Source organism: Methylomusa anaerophila (genome assembly GCF_003966895.1).
GTDB classification, from domain to species: Bacteria; Bacillota; Negativicutes; order Sporomusales; family Sporomusaceae; genus Methylomusa; species Methylomusa anaerophila.
Genome location: NZ_AP018449.1, coordinates 3437761 through 3464045, shown reverse-complemented (window position 1 = coordinate 3464045; position 26285 = coordinate 3437761). Strand labels below are relative to the sequence as shown.

The following is a 26285-nucleotide window of genomic DNA, read 5'->3' as shown; positions in this document are numbered from 1 at the left end:
TATCCTTGTTTAGAAAGGAGGAGTAAGGCATACCAGTAAATATTTTTTTGTAAAATTTGGAAATTATAATAAGTAAAACATTTATATAGGTTTAACAAAATCAACCTATATAAATAATGATTCAAACAGGAGTGGATAAAAAATGGAAAAAGTAAAGGTTTATTTTACTGATTTCCGTACGGTAGCTTTCGGAGACGGACTGCCTGCCAAACTAAAGAAACTGATTAAAAAAGCCGATATCGGGCAGATCGATATGGAGGGCAAGTTCGTCGCCATCAAGCTACACTTTGGCGAGTTGGGAAACATCAGTTACCTTCGCCCCAATTATGCCAAGGCCGTTGCTGACGTGGTAAAGGAACTGGGTGGCAAGCCTTTTTTGACCGATTGCAATACCATGTACCCCGGTAAACGAAAAAACGCCTTAGAGCATTTGGAATGTGCATGGGAGAATGGTTTTACCGCGCTGACAGTAGGATGTCCTATTCTAATCGGGGACGGACTGAAGGGGACTGATGATATCGCGGTACCTGTTGTGGGAGGCGAATATGTGAAAGAGGCCAAAATCGGCCGAGCCATTATGGATGCAGACGTATTTATCAGCTTGACCCATTTCAAAGGGCATGAAATGACCGGCTTTGGCGGTGCTATTAAAAACATAGGCATGGGCAGCGGCTCACGCGCCGGAAAAACGGATCAACACAGCAGCGGCAAAGCCCACATTCAACAGGATTTGTGTCGAGGCTGTAATAGGTGTCGGAAGGAGTGTGCCAACGAGGGTCTGATGTTTGACACTGCCAGCAAAAAGATGACGGTTAATCAGGAAAATTGTGTGGGTTGTGCCCGCTGCCTGGGTGCCTGCAATTTTGATGCCATCGCATTCGACAACGACGCCGCTAACGAGCTTTTGAACCGTCGTATGGCGGAATATACCAAAGCAGTAGTGGACGGACGCCCTTCCTTCCATATTTCCTTGGTAGTGGATGTATCCCCAAACTGCGACTGTCACGGAGAAAACGACGCGCCTATTCTGCCTGATCTGGGTATGTTTGCATCCTTTGATCCGCTGGCACTGGACCAAGCCTGTGTAGACGCCTGTCTGAAGTCCGCGCCGCTTCCAGGTAGCCACTTGGCCGACAATATAGCAAACCCGAGCTTTGTTGACCATCATGATCACTTTACCAACTCTGCACCAGAGTCCGAATGGCGCACCTGTTTGGAGCATGCGGAGAAAATCGGGTTGGGTACTCGGGACTATGAGCTGATTGTAGTTAAATAAACTGAATGTATGAGTAACAGAGCACACAGGATTTATCCTGCGTGCTTTTTTTATACAGTACCATGCCTCTTGTCTCTTTTATTGATCAAATAGTATCTAAACAGCGCTCTCTCTTTTTTCAGACTGTATTACTCCTAGCGCAGCAATCATTGCCGTAAGGATCATATACGTCATGATAATATAAAACGTCTGGTGATAAGCGGTAATTAGCGCTACGGGTTCCGCCGTTGCTACGGGATTACCCTGCTTTGACGCTTTAATTACTAGTTGGGCAAATACCGAACTCATTACTGAAGCACCCGTTATTTGCCCCAAACTCCTCCCTAACGCAAGCAAGCCAGAAACAACACCCCGCTGATTGGACTTAGCTGCCCCCATGACCATTAGGTTGTTCGGAGTTTGAAAAAGTGCCAATCCCCCATTGATTAAAGCCATTCTCCAACAAAAGTCCCAGTAAGTGTCAGAAGCTGCCATGGTAGTCATAGCCAGGTTACCAAATATCATAATGCCAATACCCACAACCATAATTTTTCGTGGCTGAAAGCGTTTTGCCAAAACTCCTGCCACAAATCCCAGCAGTGTTGTCGTTAAAGGTCCCACGGACAAGGCAATACCAATCTGTGTTTCCGAAAATCCGTCAACCCTTGCAAGAAAGAACGATGACAGTATCTGGGCGCACATTAAATTAGAATACACAAATACGCCGGACAACAAACTGGTTGTCAACAGACGGTCTCTAAACATGTTCAGCATGACCAATGGATGTGCCACTCTTGACTGCATCCAGATAAATATGGCCAGTTCGAGTATGCTTGCCGCTAAAAGACTAAGTACAAGCCCTGATGCAAACCCTTTCATCTCAATTAATGTCATGGCACATATGTAAGTTGTCAAAGTAACGGCAAGTATTAAAGTTCCTTTCCAGTCAAAGGTATTTTCTTTTTTTTCGGCAAATGAAGGTAGCGCCTTCATGACTAAAAAAATTGCTGTAATGCCGAAAGGAACATTAATATAAAAAATTGCGCGCCAGCCAAACATATGAATGAGCATTCCCCCCAAGGTAGGCCCTACGGCGAAGCCCAGGGATACCATCGCCGTCAAAATGGTCATAGAGCGGATAATGTCTTTCTGATGTATCCACTCTTGGGCAATGGCAAAACCAAGGGCCATAACAATGGCCGCACCAACCCCCTGCAATGCCCGGCTGATGATCAGCATAATAATAGTAGCGGACATTCCGCACAATGCGGATGCCACGGTAAAGGTGGCCAGTCCTCCTATATACAATTTTTTCTTGCCAATTACATCCCCCAGCTTTCCTGCTCCCACAATAAGGGAAGCAACGACGAGTAAATAGCTTAACACCACCCACTGAACCGCCGCAAACGAGGTCTTAAATGTTGTTACAAGCGTCGGCAATACTACATTTACAACGCTCGTATCTAAAGATGACATAAAAATTGCAATGGACAGTCCTGCAACTAAATATCCAGAATGCTCTACTTGTTGATTCATTGTAATACCTCTCCATGTAACCTGTTTAAAATTATGAAATTTATCATAGTACAAAAGGAATAATCGTTCAATACAATGAATTATATGGTTATCATCAGAAATCACAATGATCATGGAGAAACAAACAATGGAACTCAAACAGTTAAAATATTTTATTGCAGTTTGTGAAGAACTGCATTTTACCCGAGCGGCTGAAAAACTTGGCATCGCTCAGTCTACCTTAAGTTTACAAATTGGAGCATTAGAAGAAGAAATAGGCTTACCCTTATTTGACCGTATTGGTAAAAAAATCAAATTAACTGAAACCGGGACTATTCTGTTAGAGAATAGCCAAAAAGTCTTTTGGACTTTACAAAATGCACAAAACAAAATCAGTGAACTGCGCGAATTCCAGGGAGGAAGTTTAGCCGTGGGTGTTTTACACGCAGAATTGGATTACCGGCTAAATTCCTTATTTATCGATTTTCATAATTGTTTTCCGCAAATCCACTTAAAAATACTTTCATCCGTTACGATTGACAAACAAATTCTTAATAATGAGGCGGATGTTGGCATCTCCCTTCTGCCAAAATTAGAGAAACAACTAGTATGTATTCCTTTATATTCGGAGGAATATGTACTGGTTGTTTCAAAAAACCACGAATTAGCAAATACCCGGTCTATTTCTATTATGGATATAGAGAAAATTAATATGGTTATGTATCCAAGAGGGTTTGTAAGCAGGGAACTCGTTGAAGAATGTTGTAGACACAACGGCTTTCATTTAAATACGATAATTGAAACGACAGCAGGCTCATCTATATTTGGGTTTGTGAAAGCAAACATTGGAGCAACCATTCAACCGCTTCCATTAATCCAATCCATCAATGACCCAACATTACATTTGATTAAAGTAAAGGATTGGCCTATTACGCGCAATATTGGTATTTTCTACAGATCGGATAAGTATTTAGGGTTTGCAACTCGAGAATTTATTAAATTTGTAAAAAAAAGATTAGAGATTGGCGATATATTTTTCGATATCTTGGATTCTACCAGTAAGTAATTTTATCTCCAAATAGTTCCAATATAAAATACAGATAACCTGCCTCATTCTGTGTTATGAAAGACGCAGACAAAATCGCAGGCATAAAAGTAAACGCACCCCACAAAGTGAGGTGCACCCTTTTGCCGTCGCTGGAGAGATGATCGTAAGGATTCTTGTTATTGCGTATATCGAAAGCTCAAGGTGTCGCAACATCCTCGGAAAACATAGGCAGATAAGCGGGCACATTTTCTTTTTTCATGGCGACGGCAATCTCCCGGTAAATGGGAATTTGGCTGATTTCCCGCACGGCGACAGCCGGGGTCTGAAGCGCCTTCGCTACAATCGAAGGCAAAAGTGTGACGCCATTTCCACAACTCACATAGCTGAGGAGCGACTCCGTCAAATCAAGCTCCATTACGATATTAGGCGTGACCTTCATTCGGTTACACGCCTTGCGTATAGAGGCGCGGATCGTGCATGGGTCCTTATAAAGCACGAGCTTTTCATGCCGGACGATATCCATGAAACTGACGTCCTCCCGGTGATACAAAGAATGGGTCACCGGAAAGACCACATAGAGCGGCTCCGTCATAAGCGGAATCACGGCAATATCTTTCTGCGGCTCCGCATTGGAAAGCAGTGCCATGTCGAACTTACCGTTTTCGACACCATCCACAAGGTCTTGGTTGGAAAAGCAGATATCGACGATTACCTGATTTCGTCCCTCTGCTTTCAGCTTTTCCATATACCGGGGGAGAAAATAGGTCACAAGGTTCCCCAGGCCGCCGATGCGCAGTTGGCGCACTTCTGTAAAATGCCGGACCTGGTCAATGGCCCGGTCAAACTCATCCAGCACGCTGCTCATCCGCTCATAGAGAAGCTTCCCCTGGGGATTGGGCTCCACGCCGTCGTAATTTCGGTTAACCAGTTCGCAACCAAGTTCTTTTTCAAGCTGCCGGAGCTGTTTTGAAAGCGACGGCTGCGAGACGTAAAGGTGTTCTGACGCTTTATTCAGGCTGCCGCAACGGACAATTTCCAAAAAATATCGTATCTGTTCAAGGCTGATCATAGTATTCCTTCCATAGGCTATGCGTTTTGGTTATACCCGGTATGTGCAACAACGATTAGGTACACCCGGCAATATGGTCTATCCTATAAATAAAAATATATCACAATCCGTTTCTTTTATCTATAGCTACGGCAGTCCACGCTGTTCACTGGTACTGTCTATCTAGTACACATCACAGCATCATAAGCTAAACAAGATTTAAAGGGGGATCACAGTATGAAGAAAGAAATCGAAGTATTGGATTACGCTAGTGATATTATGAATGCAGTCAAAACTGGCGTTTTGCTGACTACAAAAGCAGGCGACAAAGTAAATTCCATGACCATTTCCTGGGGCACTCTGGGAATAGAATGGGAGAAACCGATATTTACAGTTTTCATCAGAGAAAATCGTTTTACAAGATCTCAGGTTGAGAAAAATCCCGAATTTACAATAAATATACCCCATGGAGCTTTTGACAAAAAAATATTGGGGTTTTGCGGGACTAAATCCGGTCGAGACCTTGACAAAATCAAAGAACTCAATTTAACACTTGAAACACCGAAGATTGTTTCTGTCCCTGCAATTAAGGAACTTCCTTTAACGATCGAGTGCAGGGTTGTCTATAAACAGAAACAAGATGAGCATGCCATTACGGAAGAAAACAAGAAGGCCTTCTACCCGCAGGATGTGGATAGCTTTTTCTACGATGCAAACAGGGATTTCCATACGGCTTATTATGGAGAAATTGTCAGTGCGTATATCATCGAATAGCCTTCCATAAAGCGTGGTGCCCTAGATTATACAGCAGACGAGAGTTGACGAATTTATGCAACCAATCAATGATACTGATAATGAAAATGATAGTGATAGTTTTTCGAGGAGAAGCGCTCTTTGGATCCCCAAGCCCATGAATCCTTATAAACTACAGACTGTGGCGCTGGTGCTGCTGAGCTTCACGCTCGGGTGCAGCGAATTTGTCGTGGTGGGCATTTTATCGGATATTGCCGGGTCTCTGCAGGTACCCGTCTCCCAGGTGGGAATCCTTGTTACCGCTTTTGCACTGGTGTATGCCGTGGCGACACCGATCATCACGCTGCTGCTCGGACCTTGCAGCCATTACCGTTCGCTCTTGCTTCTCACGGTCGTGTTCATCGTGGGGAACCTTCTCAGTTTTCTGTCCGAGTCTTACCTGCTGCTCTGCGTTTCCCGGGTCCTCACCGGCGCTGTTTCCGGTCCCATAATTGCTTTTGCGCTGACATTTGCCAATCGCATCGCGCCGCGGGAGAAAAAAGCGTTCATCATCTCGTGGGTGTTTTCGGGATTTAGCATCGCCGCAGTGTTCGGCGTGCCCATCGGAGCATGGATCAGCGCCGCCGCAGGGTGGCGCGCCTCCTTTCTGGTCATCACCGTGGCCAGCGCCATAGTGCTTTTTCTGCTCGCGGCAGTGCTGCCCCGTCGGTCGGCAGCGATTAGCTGCGGGATCGCCGAACAACTCGGTCTGTTTAAGGACAGGCGGATACAGCTTGGCGTGCTGCTGCCGCTCTTCGGCTCCGGCGGCATTTATGTAGTCTACACTTACCTGCAGCCCATCCTGTCCACAATCCTCGCCTATCCTATTCACTGGGTGACAACTCTTCTCTTCCTTTACGGCACGACTACCATTCTCAGCAACCAGCTTTCCGGTGTGCTGGCGCGCAAAAGCGGACTGCATAAGATGCCTGCCGTATATCTGCTGCAAACCGCGCTGATGTTCACGCTGCCGCTGTTTCTAAATTTCCGTGCAGCCGGTACGGCCGTCATTCTCATTCTTGGGATAACGATGTATCTGCTCAATTCGCCCATCCAGATGCATTTTCTCGCTGTGGCGGAGCAGGATTATCCCCAATCCGTTGTCCTCGCGTCGTCGCTGAATTCGATCTTTTTTAATTTCGGCATTTCGCTGGGCTCGCTAGTCGGCGGGCTGATTGTCGACCATGCCGGTCTCGGCTTTGTGGGCTTCGGCGGTGGGGGGCTCTCTTTCACGGCGTTGTTGCTGGTGCTCACCCTCAACCGCTTCATGACAGGCCGCCGCCGAGCGGCCTTAGCAAAATGATTGGCGCACCAATTAGCAAATATAAAAAAGAGGAAGTGTTACTATGATTACAATTGTGGCAAAGCAGACAGTGAAACAGGGCAAAATCGACAGTTTCATCGCTATCGCCAAGAAGCTTGTAGAGAAGACCCACCAATCCGATGTGGGATGCATCAGTTACGATCTGTTTCAGGATTCGCAAAATTCCGGGGTACTGTCCTTCATAGAGGAATGGGAAAACCAGGAGGCCCTCGACAAACACATGGCGTCCAGACATTTCAGAGAGCTCTTTCCGCAACTTGACGAGTTTCTTGAAAAGCCGGGGGAAATCAACCTGTACCAGAAAGTAGAATGAAAAACGGGTGTGCTGTTCAGGCATACCGAGAATAACTAGCCGCCTGCCGCGAAAGAGCGGATGTGTAAGATCGCGGGATGTATAACGGTGATCTTGGTTGGTGAATGCTTGGGGTACTGAACCGGGACTTCCATGATGGAAGTCTCGCTCCTTTTCGTAGAGAGCAAAAAACACAATTCGAAGAATGAAAGGAGATCAACATGAAAGAACAACTTAGTAAGCAAAGGGTATTGGTTATCGGCGGGTCGAAATATTTGGGTCTGGCCGTTGCACGGCGGGCGGGCGAAGCTGGAGCCGAGGTAGTGATTGGCGCGCGCAACCTTGAACAGGCTTCCCAGGCAGCCGCCCAGTTGCCAGGGGCGAGTGCGATCCATATCGATATTACGGATGAAAGCACAATTGCTGCCGCAGCAGCCAAGCTGGGGCACGTCGATCATGTGGTAATCACCGCGTCCGCCCACCACAACGTGCTTGTCAAAGATCTGGAACATGATAAAATCGTCGCCGCGTTTGAAGCAAAAGTGATTGGCCCCCTGCTATTGGCAAAGCACTTTGCCCCCATTCTGTCTCCAACAGGCTCTATCCTTCTATTCTCCGGTGTGGCCGCGTGGAAACCAGCCCCCGGATATACGGTGATGGGAGTAACCAATGGAGCGGTTGCTTTCCTGGCTTCACAGCTGGCAAAAGAACTGGCGCCCATTCGCGTGAATGCAATTTCCCCGGGCATTACGGATTCTGGTACTTGGGACCCGCTTGGAGAGCAAGATAAAAAAGGCCTGTTCGCCGGCGCTGCGGCATCCAGTTTAGTCGGACGGGTCGGTACAGCCGATGATATTGCGGATGCTGCCATATGGTTGCTCAGTGCCGGAAATGTTTCCGGCGAAACCATCCATATAGAGGGAGGCGCCAGGCACGTATGACAAAGAATTCTTATCCCTTCGACCAAAAGGTCGTTTTGGTAACCGGAGGCGGCAGTGGCATGGGACGGGCCATTGCGCAGGCATTTCTAGACAACAATGCTGCCGTCGCTGTTGTCGGACGCCGCCTGGAAGCATTAGAAGAAACACTGGCTGCCTACCCGCAAGAGCGTACCCTGGCGATTGCAAAAGATATCTCCGAGCCACAAGCCGCCGCACAGATTGTGGCGACGATACTAGAGCGTTTTGGCCGTCTGGACGTAGCGGTCAGCAACGCCGGCGTTTATGCGGGCGGAGACATTATAGATCTGAACAAAAAAAATTGGGAGCAACTTCGTTCAATAAACGTGGATGCATTTTTCTATCTTGCCCAAGCTGCTTTTCCGGCCTTGCAGGAGGTTGGCGGCACACTGATTGCAACCTCGTCGGTATCCGGGTTAAACGGAGACTGGGGACAGGCCGCTTACAATGCCACCAAACACGCCGTCAGCGGCTTTGTTCGCTCTCTCGCGCTGGATTGGGGCGCAAAAGGCGTCCGCGTGAACGCCATTGCACCAGCTTTTACCATAACCGATATGACTGTGAACCTGGCAAGCTCGCCTGAACAACTCACCCCGTTTATTAACCGTATTCCCTTGGGACGACCAGGGTATCCGGAGGATATCGCTCCGGCCGTGTTGTTTTTGGCTTCGCCCGATGCCGCCTACATCACCGGCGTTGTGCTCCCCGTTGACGGCGGCACCAGTGCTTCCACCGGTCAACCACATGTGGTGTAAAGGAATATGGCTTTCTTTACTGCTGACGGTTCATTTAGAGGAAACCCGGTTTCTTAATAACAAAGCGGGAATCATTCCGCAAAAACAGATCAGCGCCAAAACAACAAATGCGTCATCAAAGGCGAAGATTAATGCCTGCTTTTGTACAACGGAACTAAGCAGCGCCAAAGCCTTGGTCTGGATGATACCTGGCGCAAAACCGGCCTGAGCATATAGGCTGTCCCCGTAGGTCAGCATGTGTTGAACAGTTCCCGGTGTCCCCCCGGCCTGCCAAAAAAGGTTTTCGTAGCTTACCAGAGTTTGTTTCATGGGAAATGAGGCGACATTCATATATTCCGCGCTGTGGGCCAAGTGATAGGCCTGACGGTGCTGGATCACCGTCGATAATAAGGCGATACCGAATGATCCGGCAATTTGGCGGATCACACTTTTCATCGCCGTCGCCCGGCTCATTTTAGCCAAGGGGAGGATATTCATCCCCAATGTGGTGGCTGTCATCAGAAATAATCCCAGCCCCACCCCTCTTAAAACTATGACAAATAGTATGGTATAGTAGCCGGTATCCAGGTCAAGATTCGCAAAAGGCACGGAAGCAGTTCCCAGGATAATTACGCCGGCGATTACCACTGGTTTTGGCCCCACTTTTCTGGCGATTCTGACCGCTACCGGCATCATCAGTCCGGAGATCAATGCCGCCGGCAGCAGCAGAACGCCGGTCTGCATCGCCGTGTAATCACGGATATTCTCCATAAATAGCGGCACCATAAAAAGACCGCCGTACATACAGGCAGTCCCGCTGAACAAAACGAAGGAACTGCAGGTAAAATTCCAGCTCTTAAACACCGTCAAATCAAGCAGCGGATTTTCAGACGTAAGCTCAATGGCGACAAATAACGCCAGACTGGCAACGGAAATATAGAGCAGAGCAAGAATATAGGCTGACGTCCAGCCTTCTTCCGCCCCCTTATTGAGCGCCAGCAGCAGGCAAAACAACCCCAGGGACGACGTGATAAAACCGGCGGCGTCAAACTTGCCCTTGCGAGTAAGTACGCTTTCCCGCAGTATCAACGCGGCCAATAGATAACCAATAGAACCCACCGGAACATTGATGGTGAAAATCAGCCGCCAGTCCCAGTACTCTACGAGATAGCCGCTCAAAGTCGGACCGATTGCCGGTGCAACCATCGCTGATAGTCCCCAAATACTCATGGCCTGATAGCGCTCTTCGCGCGGAAAGTTATGATAAACGATCGTCATGGTCACAGGATAAATAAGCCCGCCGCCGATCGCTTGGAGGATGCGAAAAAAGACCAGGCTGTCGTTACTCCAGGCCATACCGCACAATGCCGAGCCGGCGGTAAACACGGTCAGGCTGAACAGGTACATCCGCCGCGTGCCGAATCTGTCGCAGAAATAGCCGCTGACCGGCTGCATCACTCCCATAGTCAGCATATAAGCGGTCAAAATCCATTGGGCGTCTTTCGCTTCCACCGAAAAGACCGCTATCATCTTGGGAATGGCGATATTGACGATACTGGTGTCCAGCAGGCTCATGAAATTGCCGATAATCGTCACTACCAGTGCCCACCACCGATATGTCGCACCCGGCAGCGTAATACGGGGAATATTCACCCCCTCACCCCCGTTTATCCAGGTGGACTTTAATGACTACCGACATTCCCGGCCGAAAGATAACATCACTGGTTTCCGGCAGACTAATTTTAATCGGAATACGTTGAGTCACCTTGGTAAAATTGTTCGAGGCATTCTCAATCGGAATCAAAGCAAAAACCGAAGTGGCTGCGTTGCCGAGATCATATATCTTACCGTAAAAAAGGCTCCCAGGATACCCGTCAATCGTGTATTCAACCAGTTGGCCAAGTTGCAGTTTGCCGATATAGGTTTCTTCAATACGGGCATTAATCCAAATATCGTTCCTGTCAATCACACTGAAAAGTGGCTGCCCCATCACCACCACTTCCCCGGCATTAGCCGACTTTTGGGCGACAATACCGTCAACTGGCGAAATAATAGTTGTGTCATTATAATGCAAATTTAGCGCTGTCACAGCAGCTTCAGCCTGTTTCACCTGCGCGGCGGCTGCCCTGACCGCTTCTTCACGGGGGCCGGCAACAGCCAGTTCCAAAGCCTGAACGGCGCCAATATAGGCTTCCTGTGCCACCTGATAAGTCGTCACGGCGTTATCGCGCTGGGACGCACTGATAGCTCCGTCGTGGAATAGTTGTTCCATCCGGCCGTAGTTTAAGGAGGCATTCTCTAGGTTGGCTTTAGCCTGATCAGCCGCCGCCCGTGCCTGTTGAATTTCCTGGGGGCGGGAACCGTTGACCAGTTGTTCGTAATTGGCCTTGGCCGCAGCCAGACTGGCTTCGGCCTGAACTTTTTGTGCCAAGATATCCTGGGAATCAATCCGGGCTAAAACCTGGCCGGCCTTGACGTTGTCACCTTCTGCCGCCAAAATCCGGCTCACCTTTCCCGAGACCTTGCTGCTTATGGTTACGATGGTACCGCTGATCCGGGCATCATCGGTACTGACATACCTGCTTGTATAATACCAGTAATAACCGCCTCCTGCTCCGCCAAGCAACAAAAATGCCGCAAGCAGGCCAATGACGATCTTTTGTTTTTTGCCGCCGGGTTCATTCATCCGGCATCTTCCTCCCTAGTGCCCCATAGCTCGAATTTCATGGGTATAGGCACTCCTCTTATTTCACCAATAGAATTCTGGTCCAGCAGGGTGGTATCTGGATATATGCTTTGCGGTTACGAACAGGAAATTTCTCCCCATGATTTACTAAATCAAGCAGCATTAAACCGCCGATTGGAATTTCAAACTCTAATGACGCGCTCTGAAATGACGAATTTACGATGACCACAATCGCTTCATCCTGCGTCTGTCTAAGGAAGGCATATTGCTGACTGCGCACCAGGAGCTGTCGGTAACTTCCTTCCCGCAATGCTTTATGCTCTTTTCTTATTCTGGCAAACCGGATGATTGCTTTCACTAAATCCCTATTGGGGCTGTTTTTACCGACAAGAGTCAAATCAAGAGCCGGCCGCAAATCTTCATCGGAGTCACAGCCCTTTTTGCCGGCAATCCCCCATTCACTGCCATAATAAATGGAAGGTATTCCCGGCATCGTAAAAAGCAATGCGTGAAGAGGATACAAGTACGCCGGATGATTAACGATACTGCCAACTCTTGTAACATCATGATTGTCGGCAAAGTTATACAGCAGCAGTTCCTTATAAATGCCTTTGTCGCCAAATTGCCTGTTAAGAGAATAGGCAATTTCAAAATAGTTCTTGTCATTATGGCTGGAATAAAGCCCTTTATAACACTCATAGTTAGTTACGGAATCTAAAAGCAAAGGATTGGCCCATCTGGCATAATCACCGTGTATTACCTCACCCATTAGCCAAAAATCCCGTTTGATAGCCTTGCACAGGGCTGCCAGTTCCTTCATAAAGTTAATATTCAGGCAGTAGGCAACATCAAGCCGTATCCCGTCAATGTCATATAGGTCTATCCACTCTTTTACCGCCGAAAAAATATAGTTTTTAACTGCTGGATTTTTTAAATTAAGTTTTACCAGATTGTAATGACCTTCCCACCCCTCATAATTGAAGGGATCGTCGTAAGGACTTCTTGCCGCAAAATCGACACAGCCGAACCAATGAACATATTCAGACTGTTCCTTTTTGGCGATAACATCTTTAAAGGCCCAAAAATCTCGCCCCACGTGGTTGAACACCCCATCAACAACAACCTTTATCCCATTTTCATGAAGACAGTTTGTCAGCTGCTGAAAAGTTTCTCCGTCTCCTAAGCGCCTGTCGATTCGGCAATGATCAACAGTATCGTAGCCATGGGAGATCGACTCAAATAACGGCCCCAGCAAAAGAGCATTTACGCCCATCGCCCTTATGTGTTCTATCCATTCGAGCATCTTTAACAACCGGGGCGTGGCGGACAAGGAATAATCATTATGTTTTGGGGCTCCACAAAAGCCCAGCGGGTAAATATGATAAAAAAATGCATCCTTGGCCCATGACATGTTGAAAATCGCTCCCGTCATTTGTCCTTGCACCACATTTGACCTATGGCGCAGGCTTCCCATTGAAACCCAGTGTAGGTCCAGAATGTCTGGGCCGAGTAAATTTCGCATGATCTACGGCAGGCAGAACAGACAATAATGCGAGCCGCTACATAAGGTTGTTATATATATATTTGATACATCAACTATTTGCCCATAATAATTATTACTCGTCGCTCTTCATTAATTTGAGTAATAGTTTCTGTAACTCCTGCCGTTCGTATTCGTTCAGGTTCCGATATACCCGCCGGTTAGTAGCCTGAACGACTGGTTTCAACTTTCCTTCGAGGCTTTTCCCCTCTTCTGTAAGGTAAATGCGATAGCTTCTTCGGTCACGTTCATCGTCGCAACGCGTTATCAGCTTATTTTTTTGCATAATATCCAATATCCTGGTGACGCTTGCCTTATCCTTATTCACTTTCTCCGCAATCTCACTTTGCGAGATGCCTTCTTCCTGCCATAAACACTTCAATACTCCCCATTGATCACTGGTAATATTGGCCCCGCTCTCTTGAAAGGCATTATTAAGTTCGGCTTTAATATGCAAGGCCATCTGGGCGATTAGAGAACTGGTTGATGTTTCTCCGGCAACGTTCATAGTAATTCTCCCAATATAGTTGATATGTCAATATTATCATCATCATCTAATTGAGTCAATATATTTCCATCTTTTTAGTCAGTTGAACAGATTGAGTCGGGGTTGACGTGTTAGTATAATGTTTAAAATGCCAGACCCAAAAGCCTAATGTTTTCTTCCTTTGTCTGCGGAAATATATACCACATTGCCCCACAAAGAGGGAGGCGGTTTCTGAGATGAATCACTCAGCTTAAAATACTTAAAAGATACGCCAGCACACAAATAATATATAGATTTTCTCTTAATACAGTTTTAAAATATTACAAATATGTGGGGCTATTACTAGTATACCGTTCGCTAATAACGTATGCGCATCACACATATCTCAAGCCGCTTAAGACAGGTAGTAAGTTTCTGCTCTAATGCAGACTATTGCACAACAATAAACGAACATTGTACTAGTTTCTGTCCTTCCATCCTGACAAGCACCTCAAGCCGTTCCAGACACCGTGGGGCTGCAATGATATCAGCGCCTTCCTTCATGCTTCATAACCGACTTCAAAACTGATTGTGACTAAAATTGCCTTTCTTCCATCAAGGATACTCATAATTATTGCCCCTTTTTGGGCTCGGATCAGATTAACGAGTTATTTAATCTAAAGAAACGACTTTCATGCTGAGATCCCATAACTTCTTGGCTAACTGAACGTCATAACTCATCGGTGTAGATGAGGCCTCCTTGCATTGGACGAAATATTTGCCAGTTACACCTTCCACTTCAGGTGAAGATGCTAAATAGACTGAAGTTAGCGCCCCTTCTTCAGGGGAAATCATATGTGGTTTCATGGCTTCATATCTCAGCCTTTCCTCTTCATTTTCTGCGTGACTGTAAAACTCACTGTCAATCACACCGGGATGCAGACAGTTTGCCGTCACGCCCGTCCCCTGCAGCTTCCGGGCAAGTTCGTACGTAAATAGAATATTGGCTAATTTGGAATTCCCGTATGAGTACAAAGGATTATCGATAAAAGTCTGCAGATCATTAGCATCAAAATTAGCATATTCATGCGCCATGGAACTGATTATAACGATCCGGGACGGGGCAGATTTCCTTAAGACGTCAAAAAGAAGCATCGTGAGCAAAAAGTGTCCAAAATGATTGGTGCCCATCACCAGTTCCAGGCCATCTGCGGTTTTTGCCCCTCTCCCTTGCATGATACCGGCGTTGTTTATCAGCACGTCCAGTTTTTCATACCGGCCGTTAAACTCATCAGCAAAGGCATGTATGGAAGTGAACGAGGCAAGATCGAGTTTCATGACTTCAATATTGGCGTTTTTTGTGCTTGCAATGATTTCCATCCGGGCGTCTTGGCCTTTTTCCTGATTCCTGCACGCTAAGATCAAAGTTGCACCAAGCTCGGCCAATTTTTTTGCCGTTGCTTTGCCAACTCCCGCGTTTGCGCCAGTAATCAGGATAATTTTATCTTTCATTGTCGCTTCCTCCTATATCAGTATATATATTTTTGAATATTAAAACATCTGGCCGTCGTATCGCCTTTTTGAGTACTTAATTAATACCTCAATCGGAAGTTTGCATTTCGCACGCTTGCCTCCTACATAGTCTTTCCCTTCACCAGAAAAGTAAGCAATCAAAATTTTACTACTCATAAAAATTGCTCTTCGATTTGCAGAAAGAATTTAGGCGATCCTGCTTAATCGCCAACAAGTCAATCGGCTTAAAATACCCATGATATAATTGACTTGAGTCAATCAGGTAAAGTACGGTGGTTGCATTGACGGAGCAAGGATTATCCAACGTTGTTCTCTGCCTTGAAGCCATTTCGGTTTACGAAGATAATCTCGTTTATTTTTTGCGTGAAGACGGTGCTCTAGGGTGATCCAACAAAAAATCCATGTCCTCAATCCTAAACAAATTAAAAAGTTCAAAGACTCCTATTCAGACTGCAAAAAAGATGCAGTAGATGTCTTCGCCATTGCGGATACCTTCGTTTTTGACAAATTTCGGCCTAAGTCCATCTGGAGGACTATCGCTATAAGCCTCTGCAACCTCTAGCAGAGCACGCTTCTGCGCGGCCCAAACTCTAATCAAAGAGAAGCATGGGCGAAACGATAGCGGTAAAAGTGAACAAGGAAAAAGAACTATTTTTAAGATCCGAATACCTTGGCGAAAGTAGAACCTATAGCCTTTTTAACCCTATTAATTTTTTCACCGGAAGCCTGTAAATAATTCGTCACATTGTTTCACAACGCATAAATACCTGCGCCGTGTAATAATTAAGATTGTGCTTCTGTAGCCATTGATGATAGAGGCCACTTATTTATTAAGCGCAGAATTAATTAATACAATCTGTTCACGAGTTTCTTGGTTCATGGCTCCCCTCCAAGCCAAATAGTCCTTGCAGGGACTATTGCAATACTAGTACCTTGACCGGATTGGATTTGAGATGAGATGTTCATTATTAATCCTTACGCTAATCGTTTATAAGCTCTCCATTGTTTCACGAAATTTGCCTTGCCATGTTCGGCTAAAAGCTGCTTGCAGACAATTAAGTCCTGCTTATTGACCGCGCAATACGCCAGGGCTTCCGGTTCCAGGTCCAGATCATAAAGGCGGCAGCCAAGTTCCGATACATAATAATATTCTTTCTTGGGCGTTGCCTGCGTAAGAATTTGCAGTTGCCGATCGTTTAAGCCAAAAGCCCGGTACATTTTTTTCGAGCGTTCCTCAAACGCGTTTTTATTCGGCAGGAATATCCGCGACGGACAGGATTCAAGAATGGTAGGAAATATTGGTGAATCCACGATATCCGCTAAGGATTGCGTCGCGAAAATAACGGCGGCGTTGCTTTTACGCAAAACCTTAAGCCATTCCCGGATTTTGGCCGCAAAGGTTGGATTGTCAAAGAATATCCAGCATTCATCTAAGTCAATCAATGTCGGCTTTCCATCCAGGACCTGCTCAATGCGATGAAAAATATACATCAGCGCCGGTGAGAGAATCGCCGGCGTATTCATCAGCGTTTCCATTTCAAAGGTCTGCCAGCTGGAAAAGGCAAGCCTTTCTTCCGCCGAATCAAACATTTTTCCGTAGGCGCCCTCAAGCGTTAAGGGGACCAGAGCATCTTTCAGCATTTTATCCTGCACGGTAGTTCTCAATGTTGATATTGTGCGATAGCCTTCCGGCAGCACCGCCATGGACGATAAGGCCGTCCAGGTATGTTTCTTGGTCTCGGGCGTAATCGTTACATTCTCCTGCCGCAAAAAGTCATAAATCCATTCAGCCGCCCACATGCGCTCTTTCTCGTTGTCAATCTGCCTGAGCGGTTGAAACGAAAGCTCCGTTTCATTGCCAAGGTCAAAGAAATTGCCGCCGACAGCCTCTGTTAAGATCCGGCTGGAGCCGCCCTTGTCAAAAATAAAAATCCGGGCATCCTTATATTTGCGAAACTGGGCGGCAATCAGATTGAGGTGCACCGATTTACCCGCGCCGGTCGGTCCGATAAGCATCGTATGCCCGACATCGCCGACATGAAGGTTCAAGCGAAAGGATGTATTTTCACCTGTTTTCGTGTAGAGCAAAACGGGAGCTTTCAAATGGTCATTGCGTTTTTTCCCGGCCCAAATATCCGTAATCGGCAGCAGGTGAATTAAATTTCCCGTTGACAGCAAGGGCCGGCGGATTCCATAATACACGTTGCCCGGAATGCTGCCGAAATAGGCTTCCAAGGTGTTCAGCCCTTCTATTTTGGCGGTTATTGCTCCCTGCTCCATATTCGTAAACAGCTGCACAATTTCTTCGGCGCATTTTTGCAAACGAATTTTGTCCTGGTCGGCCAGGAGCAGCATGGCGGAGTAATAGCCGCAGCCTACGGTATCGGCTTCGATTAACTGCTCCATGGAACGGATTTCCTCAACCTTTTCCACCGCGTTCTCATTGACCTCGTTGCCGGCAAAACCGGTAAGCAGCTCTTTGAGCGTGGCCGTAAACGGCTTTACCTTCGACCGCCAGCCACGGGCAAACGTCCCTATTTCCGCAAGCGCATCCTGTTTATCCAGAAAATAGTAGCGCGTGATAAACCGGTAGGAAAATGGCAGCGTATTTAAAATATTAAGCATGCCAAAGCTGCTGTGCTCCGGATATTTTATCGGCGACACGACCGCTAAATGCTTTTCGCCCAGGCGCGGTTCCATGCCGCCGTACAACGGCGTGTCATAAAGCAGTCCATCCAGCAGTACCGGATTTTTCGGCAGCTTGAGTGGCGCCTGTTTCAGGGATATGGTCGAATACAGATAAGACAGAAGGGCATCCGGCCCCAGCCATTCGGTTTCCGGCATACCGACAGCGGAACACGCCGCAAACAGAACAGCCAGTTGTTTGGTATAGTCCTCGATATATTCCGCGGCATTGGCAGGCACTGCCGTCTTTTCCGCCTCCTCGACAAAGAAATTCTTAAGCTTGCTGATCGTATCGGCCGGCGGCAGCCAATACAGCGAGAGATAGTAGCAATTTTCATAGTGCTGCCCGCTCTGAAAATTTTTCCGCCGTTCCTCGTCAATCGCTTGTGTTACTGGGTCCGGAAAACACACATCCCGGTCGTAGCTGATCGAAGGCGCACGCTGGGCTTCGGCATACAGCACCCAGCCGGTGCCCAGTGTTAATAACAGGCTGTTCATCTGCCCGGTCATCCAGGCCAGCGTCTCTTCGATTGCACTGTCTAGATCGGGGCCGCGATAGCGCAAGGAAGCAAGAAAGGCGCCATCCTTCAATACGCATAACCCGGCGCCGTTCTCCAAATGCAGGATGCGCCCAAACGGCATGACGTCCTGTAACAGCACCCGCTTTTCCCGGTACTTTTTCAATTGAATCATACCGGGTCCGCTCCCGTTTCGCCCCCAAACAGTATGCTTACGTCGTCGATTTGCAGCATTGGGGCGACCAGGTAGGCGCGGAAATTTCCGGGAACAGCGGCAAACCACAGTTCCGGCTGCAGATGCTCACTATGGGCAAGCAGCCCCTGCTCCAGCAGGAATTTCTTGATCTCGCCGCTTTGCTGCACAAGCGCTGCTCTTTCGCTGCACCAATGCACCAGCAAATGAGCGTAAAAGCCGCAAGGCTTCTGCGGATTGTCTTCATAGGCAAGGAGTGGCGCAATTGTCTTGCGGTTCTTGCACCACCCGGCCATATAACGGTTTGCTTCTTCGGCTGCCTCAGCCTCTGTGAGCAGTAGAAAGCGGCGCACGGAACGAAACGGAATGGTTTTTTCGCTTAAAAACGCATACAGCCTGCCGACGCATTCTTCCAAAAACCCATTCAAAACAATTACCGTCACCTGCAATCCATCCACGTGAATTTCCTGCGGCTTCAGCTTATACGTCTGGCCCAGGGAAAGCAAGGCATCTAAATACATCGGTATCGCAGGAAAGGCCATTTCCTTTTTGGTGGCAATGCTTTCAAAAAGGTATTGCAACAATTCTCCGGCGTATAAACGCCGCAGCGGCAATTGTTCGGCTAACCTCGCCAAAACCCGGTCAAAGTGGCCGGCATCGTCGTCCCCCGGAGCCTGCGGCAGCCAGGAAAACGCTGCGTAACGCCGGCCGTCCCGGTTCTCGCACCATAGTCCCCAGCCGGAACCCAACGCCTGGAGTTCCCGGCACAGGCAAGCGCGGTCAAAGACCGCGTCACAAGGATAGGAAAACGCCCCAAGGAAGGAATGGTCTTTATTCTCCACAACGCCCGCCAGCGGCATAGCGGCCCACGGCAGCCATTCAGCCACTCTCGTTAAATCCTCCTGATATTCCTGAAATCGTTTCATTTCGTCCTCCTCATATCCCGTAGTAAGCTTTTTTGTGCAGATAACGCCGTAAAACATCAAAGAATTGCTCATCTTTTTGGGTCAGATAGACCGCAGACAGGTGAATTAAGAGATTGACCGGCACAATCCAGGGAATATGCAGCGCCATGAGAAAAATGCTAGCCAGGCACATATTGAGAACGATCATGCCGCGCGGCGCTCCGGCAACCAGTAGTTGGCCGGTGAGGGCGCGAAACAGCGGCTGGACAGCCAGCGTCCCTCCCTCCGCTCTCTGCGCCATCAAAATAAAACTCCGGCCGACACATCCGGCGCAAAGACCTGGACGACCTGCGGCGCCAGCAGGGCAATGCCTGTGCCGATGCAAATACGCATGGCCGTGCGCGTCATTTGTCCTTCGCCCAGCATGTACATGGCGCCGCCAACCGCGATGGCAATCGTCCCGCCAATCAGCGGAACCGTTCCCGTAAGTTCCCTATACATTGTGGCCAGTGCGGTTCTATACGGCAGTTGCATACTGCCCGCATCGGTTGCCATGCCTGTACCGTGCAAAAGAAAAATCCCCGCCGCTATTGCCGTCAAGATTACATACCGGCTGCTCCTTCCTGCTTTTTTCTTTCGGTTCTTGATTACGTTCACCAAACTCGCCTCCTCGAAATTCCATTACCAGTCCCGCTTCGAGCATAATAAAAAAAGAGCGGCTGCGTGCCACCCTTTTTCCTCATTTCATCATACATATAAAAACGGAGCTGTAACTCCAGCCCCGCATAGGTTTCAAAAGCGCTTTTCCCTTTTATTTATAAATGCCTTTTATCATTTCCCGAATACAACTTAACGTGTCGCCAAACGCAATGCCTTGCGCATAGTTAAATTCCTGTTGATATTTATTCCAAAATCCCTGCAAAGTGTCACTGCTTTGAATGGCGTCTAAAATCGTCTCGTGTTCTTGTAAAATATGCTGGCTGCCCCGTCTTTCCGTTGTGTTCGCCAATGCTTCTTTCAATACGCTGAGATTGCATTCCCCTCTTCTTAAGGTATAAAGAATGTAAATATCATAAAAATCTCTCGGTCTGGTATTGGCAATACTGCGTGAAAGCACGGTTTCTATCTTTTCAGCCAACACCGTTTCTAGATTGTAGGCTAAAATGTTGATAGTACGATCATCAAACATGAGCCGGAAGGTATATGCCACTTCACGCGGCGTGATTTTATCATCGGTCGTAACATCCACGGATAAGGGAACATCCAGGGGCGGGTATTTCGCCTTTAACCCCACGCGAAGGCCTGGATACACATCGCCTTCCCTGATTTCAGTCAAGCTGACAATCTCAAACGAAACATCATCATCCACCGGAATGCTCCCAATTTCCTCAAAAATGGCCCGCAAGGATTCTTCCGTCAACGCCAAACCCTTGATCGTCGTATCCAAATCCATGGTGGCCCGCGTATCCAGCCCGACAATCGCGGCGATTAAGAAGCCGCCCTTTAATATGAAATTGGAACGGTATTGAGATAAGGATATGCGTTCCAGCAACCGCTCCAGCATATAGTTCTGCATGACAAGCTGCGCGGTAAGCTTCTTTGCTTTCGCCTCTTTTTTGATTAAATCCTTTAGCTGCATTGGGTTCCTTATTCTCACAACAGCACCTCCATATACTGCGCGATCTTGGTTTTTACTCTTAACTTCTCCGCATAGCGATAGAGCTTGTCGATGTTTTTCTCCCTGGATTTAATATAGCTTTTCATGGCCGCATTCACCACTTGCACATCAACGGCATTTTTTCCTCTCACAATATCGCATAAGGTACGCTCCTGATCGTAAACCTTAATTTTATTCTTAGAGGGTGAGTTCATTTCCATTACGCCCAATGGATAATGCTGTTCGGTCACAATTTTCGCATCTACGCCGTTTTTTTGGGCGGCAGATATATTATAGCCCTGGGGAAATGTCATGGTATAGCGAAGTGGCGTTCTATCGGTTAAGCCGTGTAAATAGAGCGCTGTGCCAAAAGAAAAAATGCCTTTGGGGTATTTATACTGAAAAATGAGCATCTCATCTTCCCATATGTCCGGCAGGACATAAACCCCGCGGTCTACTTTGAATAACCGGTTTTTCTTTACGCCTTCCGTCAAGCAGCGTCTTGGTATGCGAGCTTCCGTAACTTGCGTTGCGGTTACCATCCCGTTATGCTCCTTGGCTATATTAACAATTTGTTCGATATAGGTCATATCCGCCACCGCCCGTACAAAAATGAAACTTCTCATTAACATTATTGACATATATGTACGCATTCAAACTGTACTTATATGTTAATAATTATATCATATATTTTCATTTTAGTACATTTTCTTTTGAGCGGTCAGGACGAAGGCTGTTCCGCGTGCCCATTCACGCCGGCTGCCAGTGAGGTGGTCAAATTGACCACCTCACCTTTACGCACACAAATCTCTGACCAGGTATTCTTCCTTCTTGGCATCCCAGCCGTCCACCGCCAGAATCTGTTCCACTCTCCGCTGCAGCCCGCTATAGCGCAAATAGACAATGATGTCGATGGCTTCGCCGATCATATACTGGTGCTCCCTCGCCTCCGCCCGGGCCGCAAGCTCTTCCAGGCGGCGCAGCGTCTGCCGCGCGCTATTGGCGTGAATGGTTGACGCCCCGCCTTTATGGCCGGTACTCCACGCGTCCAGTAAAATCAACGCTTCCGGGCCGCGCACCTCGCCGACGATAATCCGCTCCGGTGTGAGGCGCAGGGTGTCGCGCAACAGATCCTCCAGCGTTTTATTCGCTGTTGTCAGCAGTCTATCCATATCCGGCGCCGCGCATTGCAGTTCCTTGGTATCTTCGAGCAGAACCACCCGGTCACCGGTCTTAGCGATTTCCGCTAAAACGGCGTTCAGGAAGGTCGTTTTCCCGGACTTTGTGCCGCCGGCCGCCAGGATGTTTTGGCGGGAGTAGATGGCATCAAGCAGCACTTCCTGCTGCCGCCTGGTCATGATACCGCTGGTTACATAGTCTTCCAGGGTCAGGGCCCCGGCGCAGTGCTTGCGCATATTAAAGGCGGGTTTTTCCACCACCCGCGGCAGCAGCCCCTGAAAGCGAATGCCCTGAAACTCGGCGGCCAGCGTTTCGTTCGTATCATTACAGATCTTGCCGGTAAGGTCGGCAACCGTGTAAATGACGTTGGCCGCCGTCCGGGCATCCATCATTTTTCCGGTGGCCACTCGGCCGCGGTCCTTGGTGTCGATCCAAATCTCATCGGAATTGGTATTGAGATACACTTCCGTGATATTATCATCGGCTAAGTAGGCGCGGATATCCGGGCCCAGGAGAAAATACAATGTGGCTTCGGTCCGGCTTTGTTTGGTCAAATAAACGTTCCTCCCCGGTTATTCGATAAATCGATACTCGTCTCTAACAGCCGGCACGATTGCTGCGGCGGCTGTTGTTTCGACGGCAGCGTCGTCTAAGCGATCCAGCATCTTTACGGCTTCATAGGACACGTCCAGCCATCCCCCCAGTTCGTGCTGCTTGCCCTCCAGGTCAGCCAGTTCCTCCTGCCTGGCCAGAGCGCTGTCGGCTGTCGGCACCTGCAGGCCCGGCGGCAGGAGGTCCTCATAAGAGCGGACGGCACTGGCCGTATCGGAATGCAGGTTCAAAGCCTGCGCCTGCCCGCAGCTTTCAATCTTGTTCATAAAGAATTTCTCTTTGAAATAAAAGAGCTTTTCGGCCCTAATCGGCCGGGTTTGCGCGACAAAAACAAGCTCCTGTTCTTTGGGCAGCCGCTTGACTTCATCGGGCGTCATTAATTCGCGTCCGGTTTCGGAGGTTGTATACGACGCGGTGCCAAGGCCCTGGCCGCTGTTCTTGCTGTCCACGCGGATCGTCTTTTTCCCCAGGGATTTACTGAGCATTTCCGCCGTTCCATCCTCATTGGGAGTATAGAACACCCGCACATGGCAATTGGCAATAATGGAATTATCCTTCGTATAGGCTTTATTCAATTGGTGGATATCCTGGGCAATCAAGAGCGCTTTCAGGCCGTACCCGGCCATGACCGCCAGCCCCAGCTCCACCGAATCCATGCGCCCGAACTGGGGAAACTCGTCAAACAGGAGCAGGCAGCGCTGTTTCTGCTTGCTGCCAAAATCCATTTTTTCTACGTTGCGTTTAATAACGAAGTTCATAAATAAACGAAACAGCGGTTTGATCGTGTCCAGGTCGCCCGGCGCGGTAACGAGAAAGATTGATACCGGGTAATCCGGCCGGAGCAGGTCGTTGATTCTAAAGTCACTGGCGCCGGTATTTTTGGCGATAACGGGATTGCGATACAGCAAAAACGCTTTGACTGCCGACGAGAGAACGCTGGATTCTTCCTTTTCCTCCCGGTTCCCCATCTCCCGTGCGCCCTCCAGCACCTTCGGATGAACGAGCAGTTCAGCATAGGGCATTTGCGTAAAAATTTCCGGATTTTCGTGATACCGTTCTTGCATATAGGCGCGTACGTCCGGCAGTGTTTTCAGCGCTTCGACGGCACGTTTCGCCGCCGGGTCTTCCAAGCTGTCCGCCACCTCCCGTTTCCAGTTGCCGATATCAATATACGGCGTACCCGGCAGGCTGTAAATCTCATCAAGAACATTGGTATCGCTCAGGAATTCTGCCGGCGCAATATGGGGATAGACTTTCATTTCCGCAATAATGGCTTTGTGGGGCAAAGACAGGAAGGTGGCAACTTCCATCATCGTCGGCGGCAGTTTACCTTCCTGATGTTTTTTGTAGAGGATGTGCATAATCACGGTGCGCATCAGCGAGGATGCCGTTATAACCCAGTGCGCGCCGTCGCCGCTGATATCCTTGCCGTCCGGATTGGCGAGCATGTCGGCGATGATTTGCACATCGCCGAATTCGCGCACCGTCCGGTAGCGGATTTCCAGCAGCGGGTTCCATCTGGCGCCGGTGCCGTCGATGCAGCCAGGCTCAAATTTAATCACCCGGTTCTTGAGCACATGCCGGCGATAGGGCGCAGAGAAATTCCAGTTTTCCGCCTTTACGTCCGTTACCAGCATTGAGTGTTTCCAGACAAGGCAGGTCGGGATAATCACGCCGACGCCCTTACCGCTGCGCGTCGGCGCCAGCAGCAGAATATGTTCCGGTCCATCGTGAAACAGATATTTCTTGGTATAGGGATTGCGGCCTAAAATGACGCCCTCTTTGACGCAGAGGCCGCTTTTCTTGACGTCGCTGCGGCCGGCCCAGTCGGCGCTGCCGTGCGAATCCAACGGCCTGAGCTTGCTTTCAAGGAAAAAGCTTAAGGCCACGCTGCCCATCAGGCCCAGCAGCAGATACTTTCCGGCCAGCGCCGACAAATGCGGCACTACGGCGGCAAATTTCCAGCGCCAGATAAAAATATCCCAGGGGAAATAGAGTTTAGTGCCGTCATTAAGGGGAAACGCCCAGCCTAACAGAGGATCATAGTCTAAGCGCCGGGCAAACCACTGGGTAGTCAGCCAGGCAACCAGCAGCATGACCACGCCGACCGTACCCAGGAGTATCAGGAACCGCCTTTTCTTGGGTTCCTCCATCGTTTAGCCTTCATAGGGCCGGAGCGGCAGCATATCGGCGACACGCAAGAAAAAGGTGGTCCCCGGTTCCACGGTAATGGTCGGCATGCGGCTCATTTCTTGGTCCATGAGCTTGCCCGCCGTATTGAGCAAATTGCTTGCCGCCCCCTGCGCGGCAAGATTCGAAGCGCTGTCGTTGTCGCCGCTGGAGGTATTGCCGGCGGCAATCGAACCAAGCGCGCCGAGCGCTGTTGTCACCAGACCGGCCGAAACAACCTGGTCGCCATGGGTATCGACTTTTCCCAGGATGCCCGGATAGCCGTCCACTCCCGCGGTTACGAGGCTATCCGTCATTTGATAGGAGGCCCCGTTGGGCAGCAGCATCCGGTTCCAGCGGATATTCACGCGGGATTCGCCCAGCTTGGCCCCGCCTTCATAGTTGCCTACCAGCCGTGTACCCATGGGAATTAAGAGCGTACTGCCATACAGCGAGTCATAGACGTCGGCGGTGAGCTGCGCCGTCACCTGCCCGCCATTGTCGGAATTAATGCCGCTGATGAGCATGGCCGGCAGCATGGTACCAGTGACCAGCGTGTTTTTCCGTGCCGCCTGGTAGGTATTGGCGCGCGGTTCCGCAGCGCCGCCCTCCTGCCCTTCCTTCCTGACGGTAAAGGCAATTGCCGAGCTCCATGCTTTTTCCTGTACGGCTTGCGCCCGCTCCGCCGCGTTCCGCTCCTCCGTTTCCTGTGCCCGGATATCGCCGGGTAACGTCGGCCGGATTCCCGGATCGGCTGTCTGATATACCGTCCTGGCCGGCGGTTCGTTCTCCCTGCCCAGCGGCGCTTGCTGCCGGCCGGGAGCGGGCGTTCCGTTCCCCGTTGGCACTTTTGGCTTCGCGTCTTTTTGCGCCAGCCGTGCCAAGTCACTGTAATCAGCGGCCAGCAGCGGCGCCGCCAGCTTTGTGTCCGCCGTCTCAACCGATTTTTTCTTGGGCTTGGCCGTATCCTTGGAAAAGGCAAAAAAGGAGCCGATGAACGAAACCAATAACAGAATACAAAGCAGGTACACTTTCTTCTTGTTAACCGTACGGCTTTTGGCCGTTTCTGCTTTCGTGGTTACCTCCGCTTCTTTGGCGGCTGCCGCCTCCGGCGGCGGTTGCCGTTTCAGCCGCGCCCGCAATTGCTGTATAAATTCCCGCAATTTTTTCAGCAT

23 protein-coding genes are annotated in these 26285 nt (G+C 49.0%); 7 read left to right on the top strand and 16 right to left on the bottom strand.

The window, feature by feature from the left end; all coding sequences use genetic code 11:
* Positions 1 to 142 precede the first annotated feature (142 nt).
* Entirely contained in the window at positions 143 to 1276 is a 1134-nt protein-coding gene (locus MAMMFC1_RS15720) for a DUF362 domain-containing protein (protein WP_126309380.1), read from the top strand.
* A 96-nt stretch (positions 1277 to 1372) separates the two neighbouring features.
* Here MAMMFC1_RS15720 and MAMMFC1_RS15715 read toward each other — a convergent pair whose 3' ends face one another.
* Complete coding sequence (locus MAMMFC1_RS15715) at positions 1373 to 2905, bottom strand: MFS transporter (protein WP_158618792.1); 1533 nt, start codon at positions 2903 to 2905, stop codon at positions 1373 to 1375.
* A 13-nt stretch (positions 2906 to 2918) separates the two neighbouring features.
* Here MAMMFC1_RS15715 and MAMMFC1_RS15710 point away from each other — a divergent pair, with 13 nt between their 5' ends.
* Positions 2919 to 3836 carry a LysR family transcriptional regulator gene (locus tag MAMMFC1_RS15710; protein ID WP_126309376.1) on the top strand — a complete coding sequence of 306 codons (918 nt, stop codon included), beginning with the start codon at positions 2919 to 2921 and terminating at the stop codon, positions 3834 to 3836.
* Positions 3837 to 4014: 178 nt separating this feature from the next.
* On the opposite strand, the gene MAMMFC1_RS15705 is transcribed toward MAMMFC1_RS15710, so the two are convergent.
* Complete coding sequence (locus MAMMFC1_RS15705) at positions 4015 to 4887, bottom strand: LysR family transcriptional regulator (protein WP_126309374.1); 873 nt, start codon at positions 4885 to 4887, stop codon at positions 4015 to 4017.
* Positions 4888 to 5103: 216 nt separating this feature from the next.
* Here MAMMFC1_RS15705 and MAMMFC1_RS15700 point away from each other — a divergent pair, with 216 nt between their 5' ends.
* From MAMMFC1_RS15700 to MAMMFC1_RS15680, 5 genes are all read left to right on the top strand, one after another.
* Positions 5104 to 5640 carry a flavin reductase family protein gene (locus MAMMFC1_RS15700; protein ID WP_126309372.1) on the top strand — a complete coding sequence of 179 codons (537 nt, stop codon included), beginning with the start codon at positions 5104 to 5106 and terminating at the stop codon, positions 5638 to 5640.
* Between the two features lie 160 nt (positions 5641 to 5800).
* Entirely contained in the window at positions 5801 to 6961 is a 1161-nt protein-coding gene (locus MAMMFC1_RS15695; RefSeq protein WP_232035478.1) for an MFS transporter, read from the top strand.
* A 43-nt stretch (positions 6962 to 7004) separates the two neighbouring features.
* A complete protein-coding gene (locus MAMMFC1_RS15690; RefSeq protein ID WP_126309370.1) occupies positions 7005 to 7295 on the top strand; it encodes a putative quinol monooxygenase in 291 nt (96 codons plus the stop codon).
* Positions 7296 to 7495: 200 nt separating this feature from the next.
* Positions 7496 to 8215, top strand: coding sequence for an SDR family oxidoreductase (locus MAMMFC1_RS15685; protein ID WP_126309368.1), 720 nt, complete (start codon positions 7496 to 7498; stop codon positions 8213 to 8215).
* The gene (locus MAMMFC1_RS15680) at positions 8212 to 8988 is read left to right on the top strand and encodes an SDR family NAD(P)-dependent oxidoreductase (RefSeq protein ID WP_126309366.1); all 777 of its coding nucleotides are present in this window, start codon (positions 8212 to 8214) and stop codon (positions 8986 to 8988) included. Before MAMMFC1_RS15685 ends, MAMMFC1_RS15680 begins: the two co-directional genes overlap by 4 nt.
* 30 nt (positions 8989 to 9018) lie before the next feature.
* Here MAMMFC1_RS15680 and MAMMFC1_RS15675 read toward each other — a convergent pair whose 3' ends face one another.
* From MAMMFC1_RS15675 to MAMMFC1_RS15610, 14 genes are all read right to left on the bottom strand, one after another.
* Positions 9019 to 10620, bottom strand: coding sequence for a DHA2 family efflux MFS transporter permease subunit (locus tag MAMMFC1_RS15675; RefSeq protein WP_126309364.1), 1602 nt, complete (start codon positions 10618 to 10620; stop codon positions 9019 to 9021).
* Positions 10621 to 10624: 4 nt separating this feature from the next.
* Positions 10625 to 11653 carry an HlyD family secretion protein gene (locus MAMMFC1_RS15670; protein ID WP_126309361.1) on the bottom strand — a complete coding sequence of 343 codons (1029 nt, stop codon included), beginning with the start codon at positions 11651 to 11653 and terminating at the stop codon, positions 10625 to 10627.
* Positions 11654 to 11711: 58 nt separating this feature from the next.
* The gene (locus tag MAMMFC1_RS15665) at positions 11712 to 13064 is read right to left on the bottom strand and encodes an alpha-amylase family glycosyl hydrolase (protein ID WP_126309359.1); all 1353 of its coding nucleotides are present in this window, start codon (positions 13062 to 13064) and stop codon (positions 11712 to 11714) included.
* Positions 13065 to 13269: 205 nt separating this feature from the next.
* Positions 13270 to 13701 carry a MarR family winged helix-turn-helix transcriptional regulator gene (locus tag MAMMFC1_RS15660; RefSeq protein WP_126309357.1) on the bottom strand — a complete coding sequence of 144 codons (432 nt, stop codon included), beginning with the start codon at positions 13699 to 13701 and terminating at the stop codon, positions 13270 to 13272.
* Between the two features lie 630 nt (positions 13702 to 14331).
* Positions 14332 to 15171: an SDR family oxidoreductase gene (locus tag MAMMFC1_RS15655; RefSeq protein WP_126309355.1), complete on the bottom strand. Its 840-nt coding sequence runs from the start codon at positions 15169 to 15171 to the stop codon at positions 14332 to 14334.
* A 996-nt stretch (positions 15172 to 16167) separates the two neighbouring features.
* A complete protein-coding gene (locus MAMMFC1_RS15650) occupies positions 16168 to 18570 on the bottom strand; it encodes a TraG/VirB4 family ATPase (RefSeq protein ID WP_126309353.1) in 2403 nt (800 codons plus the stop codon).
* Positions 18567 to 19514 carry a hypothetical protein gene (locus MAMMFC1_RS15645; protein WP_126309351.1) on the bottom strand — a complete coding sequence of 316 codons (948 nt, stop codon included), beginning with the start codon at positions 19512 to 19514 and terminating at the stop codon, positions 18567 to 18569. Before MAMMFC1_RS15645 ends, MAMMFC1_RS15650 begins: the two co-directional genes overlap by 4 nt.
* A 10-nt stretch (positions 19515 to 19524) precedes the next feature.
* Positions 19525 to 19794, bottom strand: a complete 270-nt coding sequence (locus tag MAMMFC1_RS15640; RefSeq protein WP_126309350.1) for a VirB3 family type IV secretion system protein — start codon at positions 19792 to 19794, stop codon at positions 19525 to 19527.
* The gene (locus MAMMFC1_RS15635; RefSeq protein WP_158618791.1) at positions 19794 to 20150 is read right to left on the bottom strand and encodes a TrbC/VirB2 family protein; all 357 of its coding nucleotides are present in this window, start codon (positions 20148 to 20150) and stop codon (positions 19794 to 19796) included. Before MAMMFC1_RS15635 ends, MAMMFC1_RS15640 begins: the two co-directional genes overlap by 1 nt.
* A gap of 154 nt (positions 20151 to 20304) precedes the next feature.
* Complete coding sequence (locus MAMMFC1_RS15630) at positions 20305 to 21132, bottom strand: nucleotidyl transferase AbiEii/AbiGii toxin family protein (RefSeq protein WP_197723836.1); 828 nt, start codon at positions 21130 to 21132, stop codon at positions 20305 to 20307.
* Between the two features lie 14 nt (positions 21133 to 21146).
* Positions 21147 to 21776, bottom strand: coding sequence for a type IV toxin-antitoxin system AbiEi family antitoxin domain-containing protein (locus MAMMFC1_RS15625; protein WP_197723835.1), 630 nt, complete (start codon positions 21774 to 21776; stop codon positions 21147 to 21149).
* 168 nt (positions 21777 to 21944) lie between these two features.
* Positions 21945 to 22883 (bottom strand): ATPase, T2SS/T4P/T4SS family, encoded by a 939-nt coding sequence (locus MAMMFC1_RS15620; RefSeq protein WP_126309346.1) that lies wholly within the window; start codon positions 22881 to 22883, stop codon positions 21945 to 21947.
* Positions 22884 to 22901: 18 nt separating this feature from the next.
* Positions 22902 to 25094, bottom strand: coding sequence for a type IV secretory system conjugative DNA transfer family protein (locus MAMMFC1_RS15615; protein ID WP_126309345.1), 2193 nt, complete (start codon positions 25092 to 25094; stop codon positions 22902 to 22904).
* A gap of 3 nt (positions 25095 to 25097) precedes the next feature.
* Positions 25098 to 26285 carry a TrbI/VirB10 family protein gene (locus MAMMFC1_RS15610; protein ID WP_126309344.1) on the bottom strand — a complete coding sequence of 396 codons (1188 nt, stop codon included), beginning with the start codon at positions 26283 to 26285 and terminating at the stop codon, positions 25098 to 25100.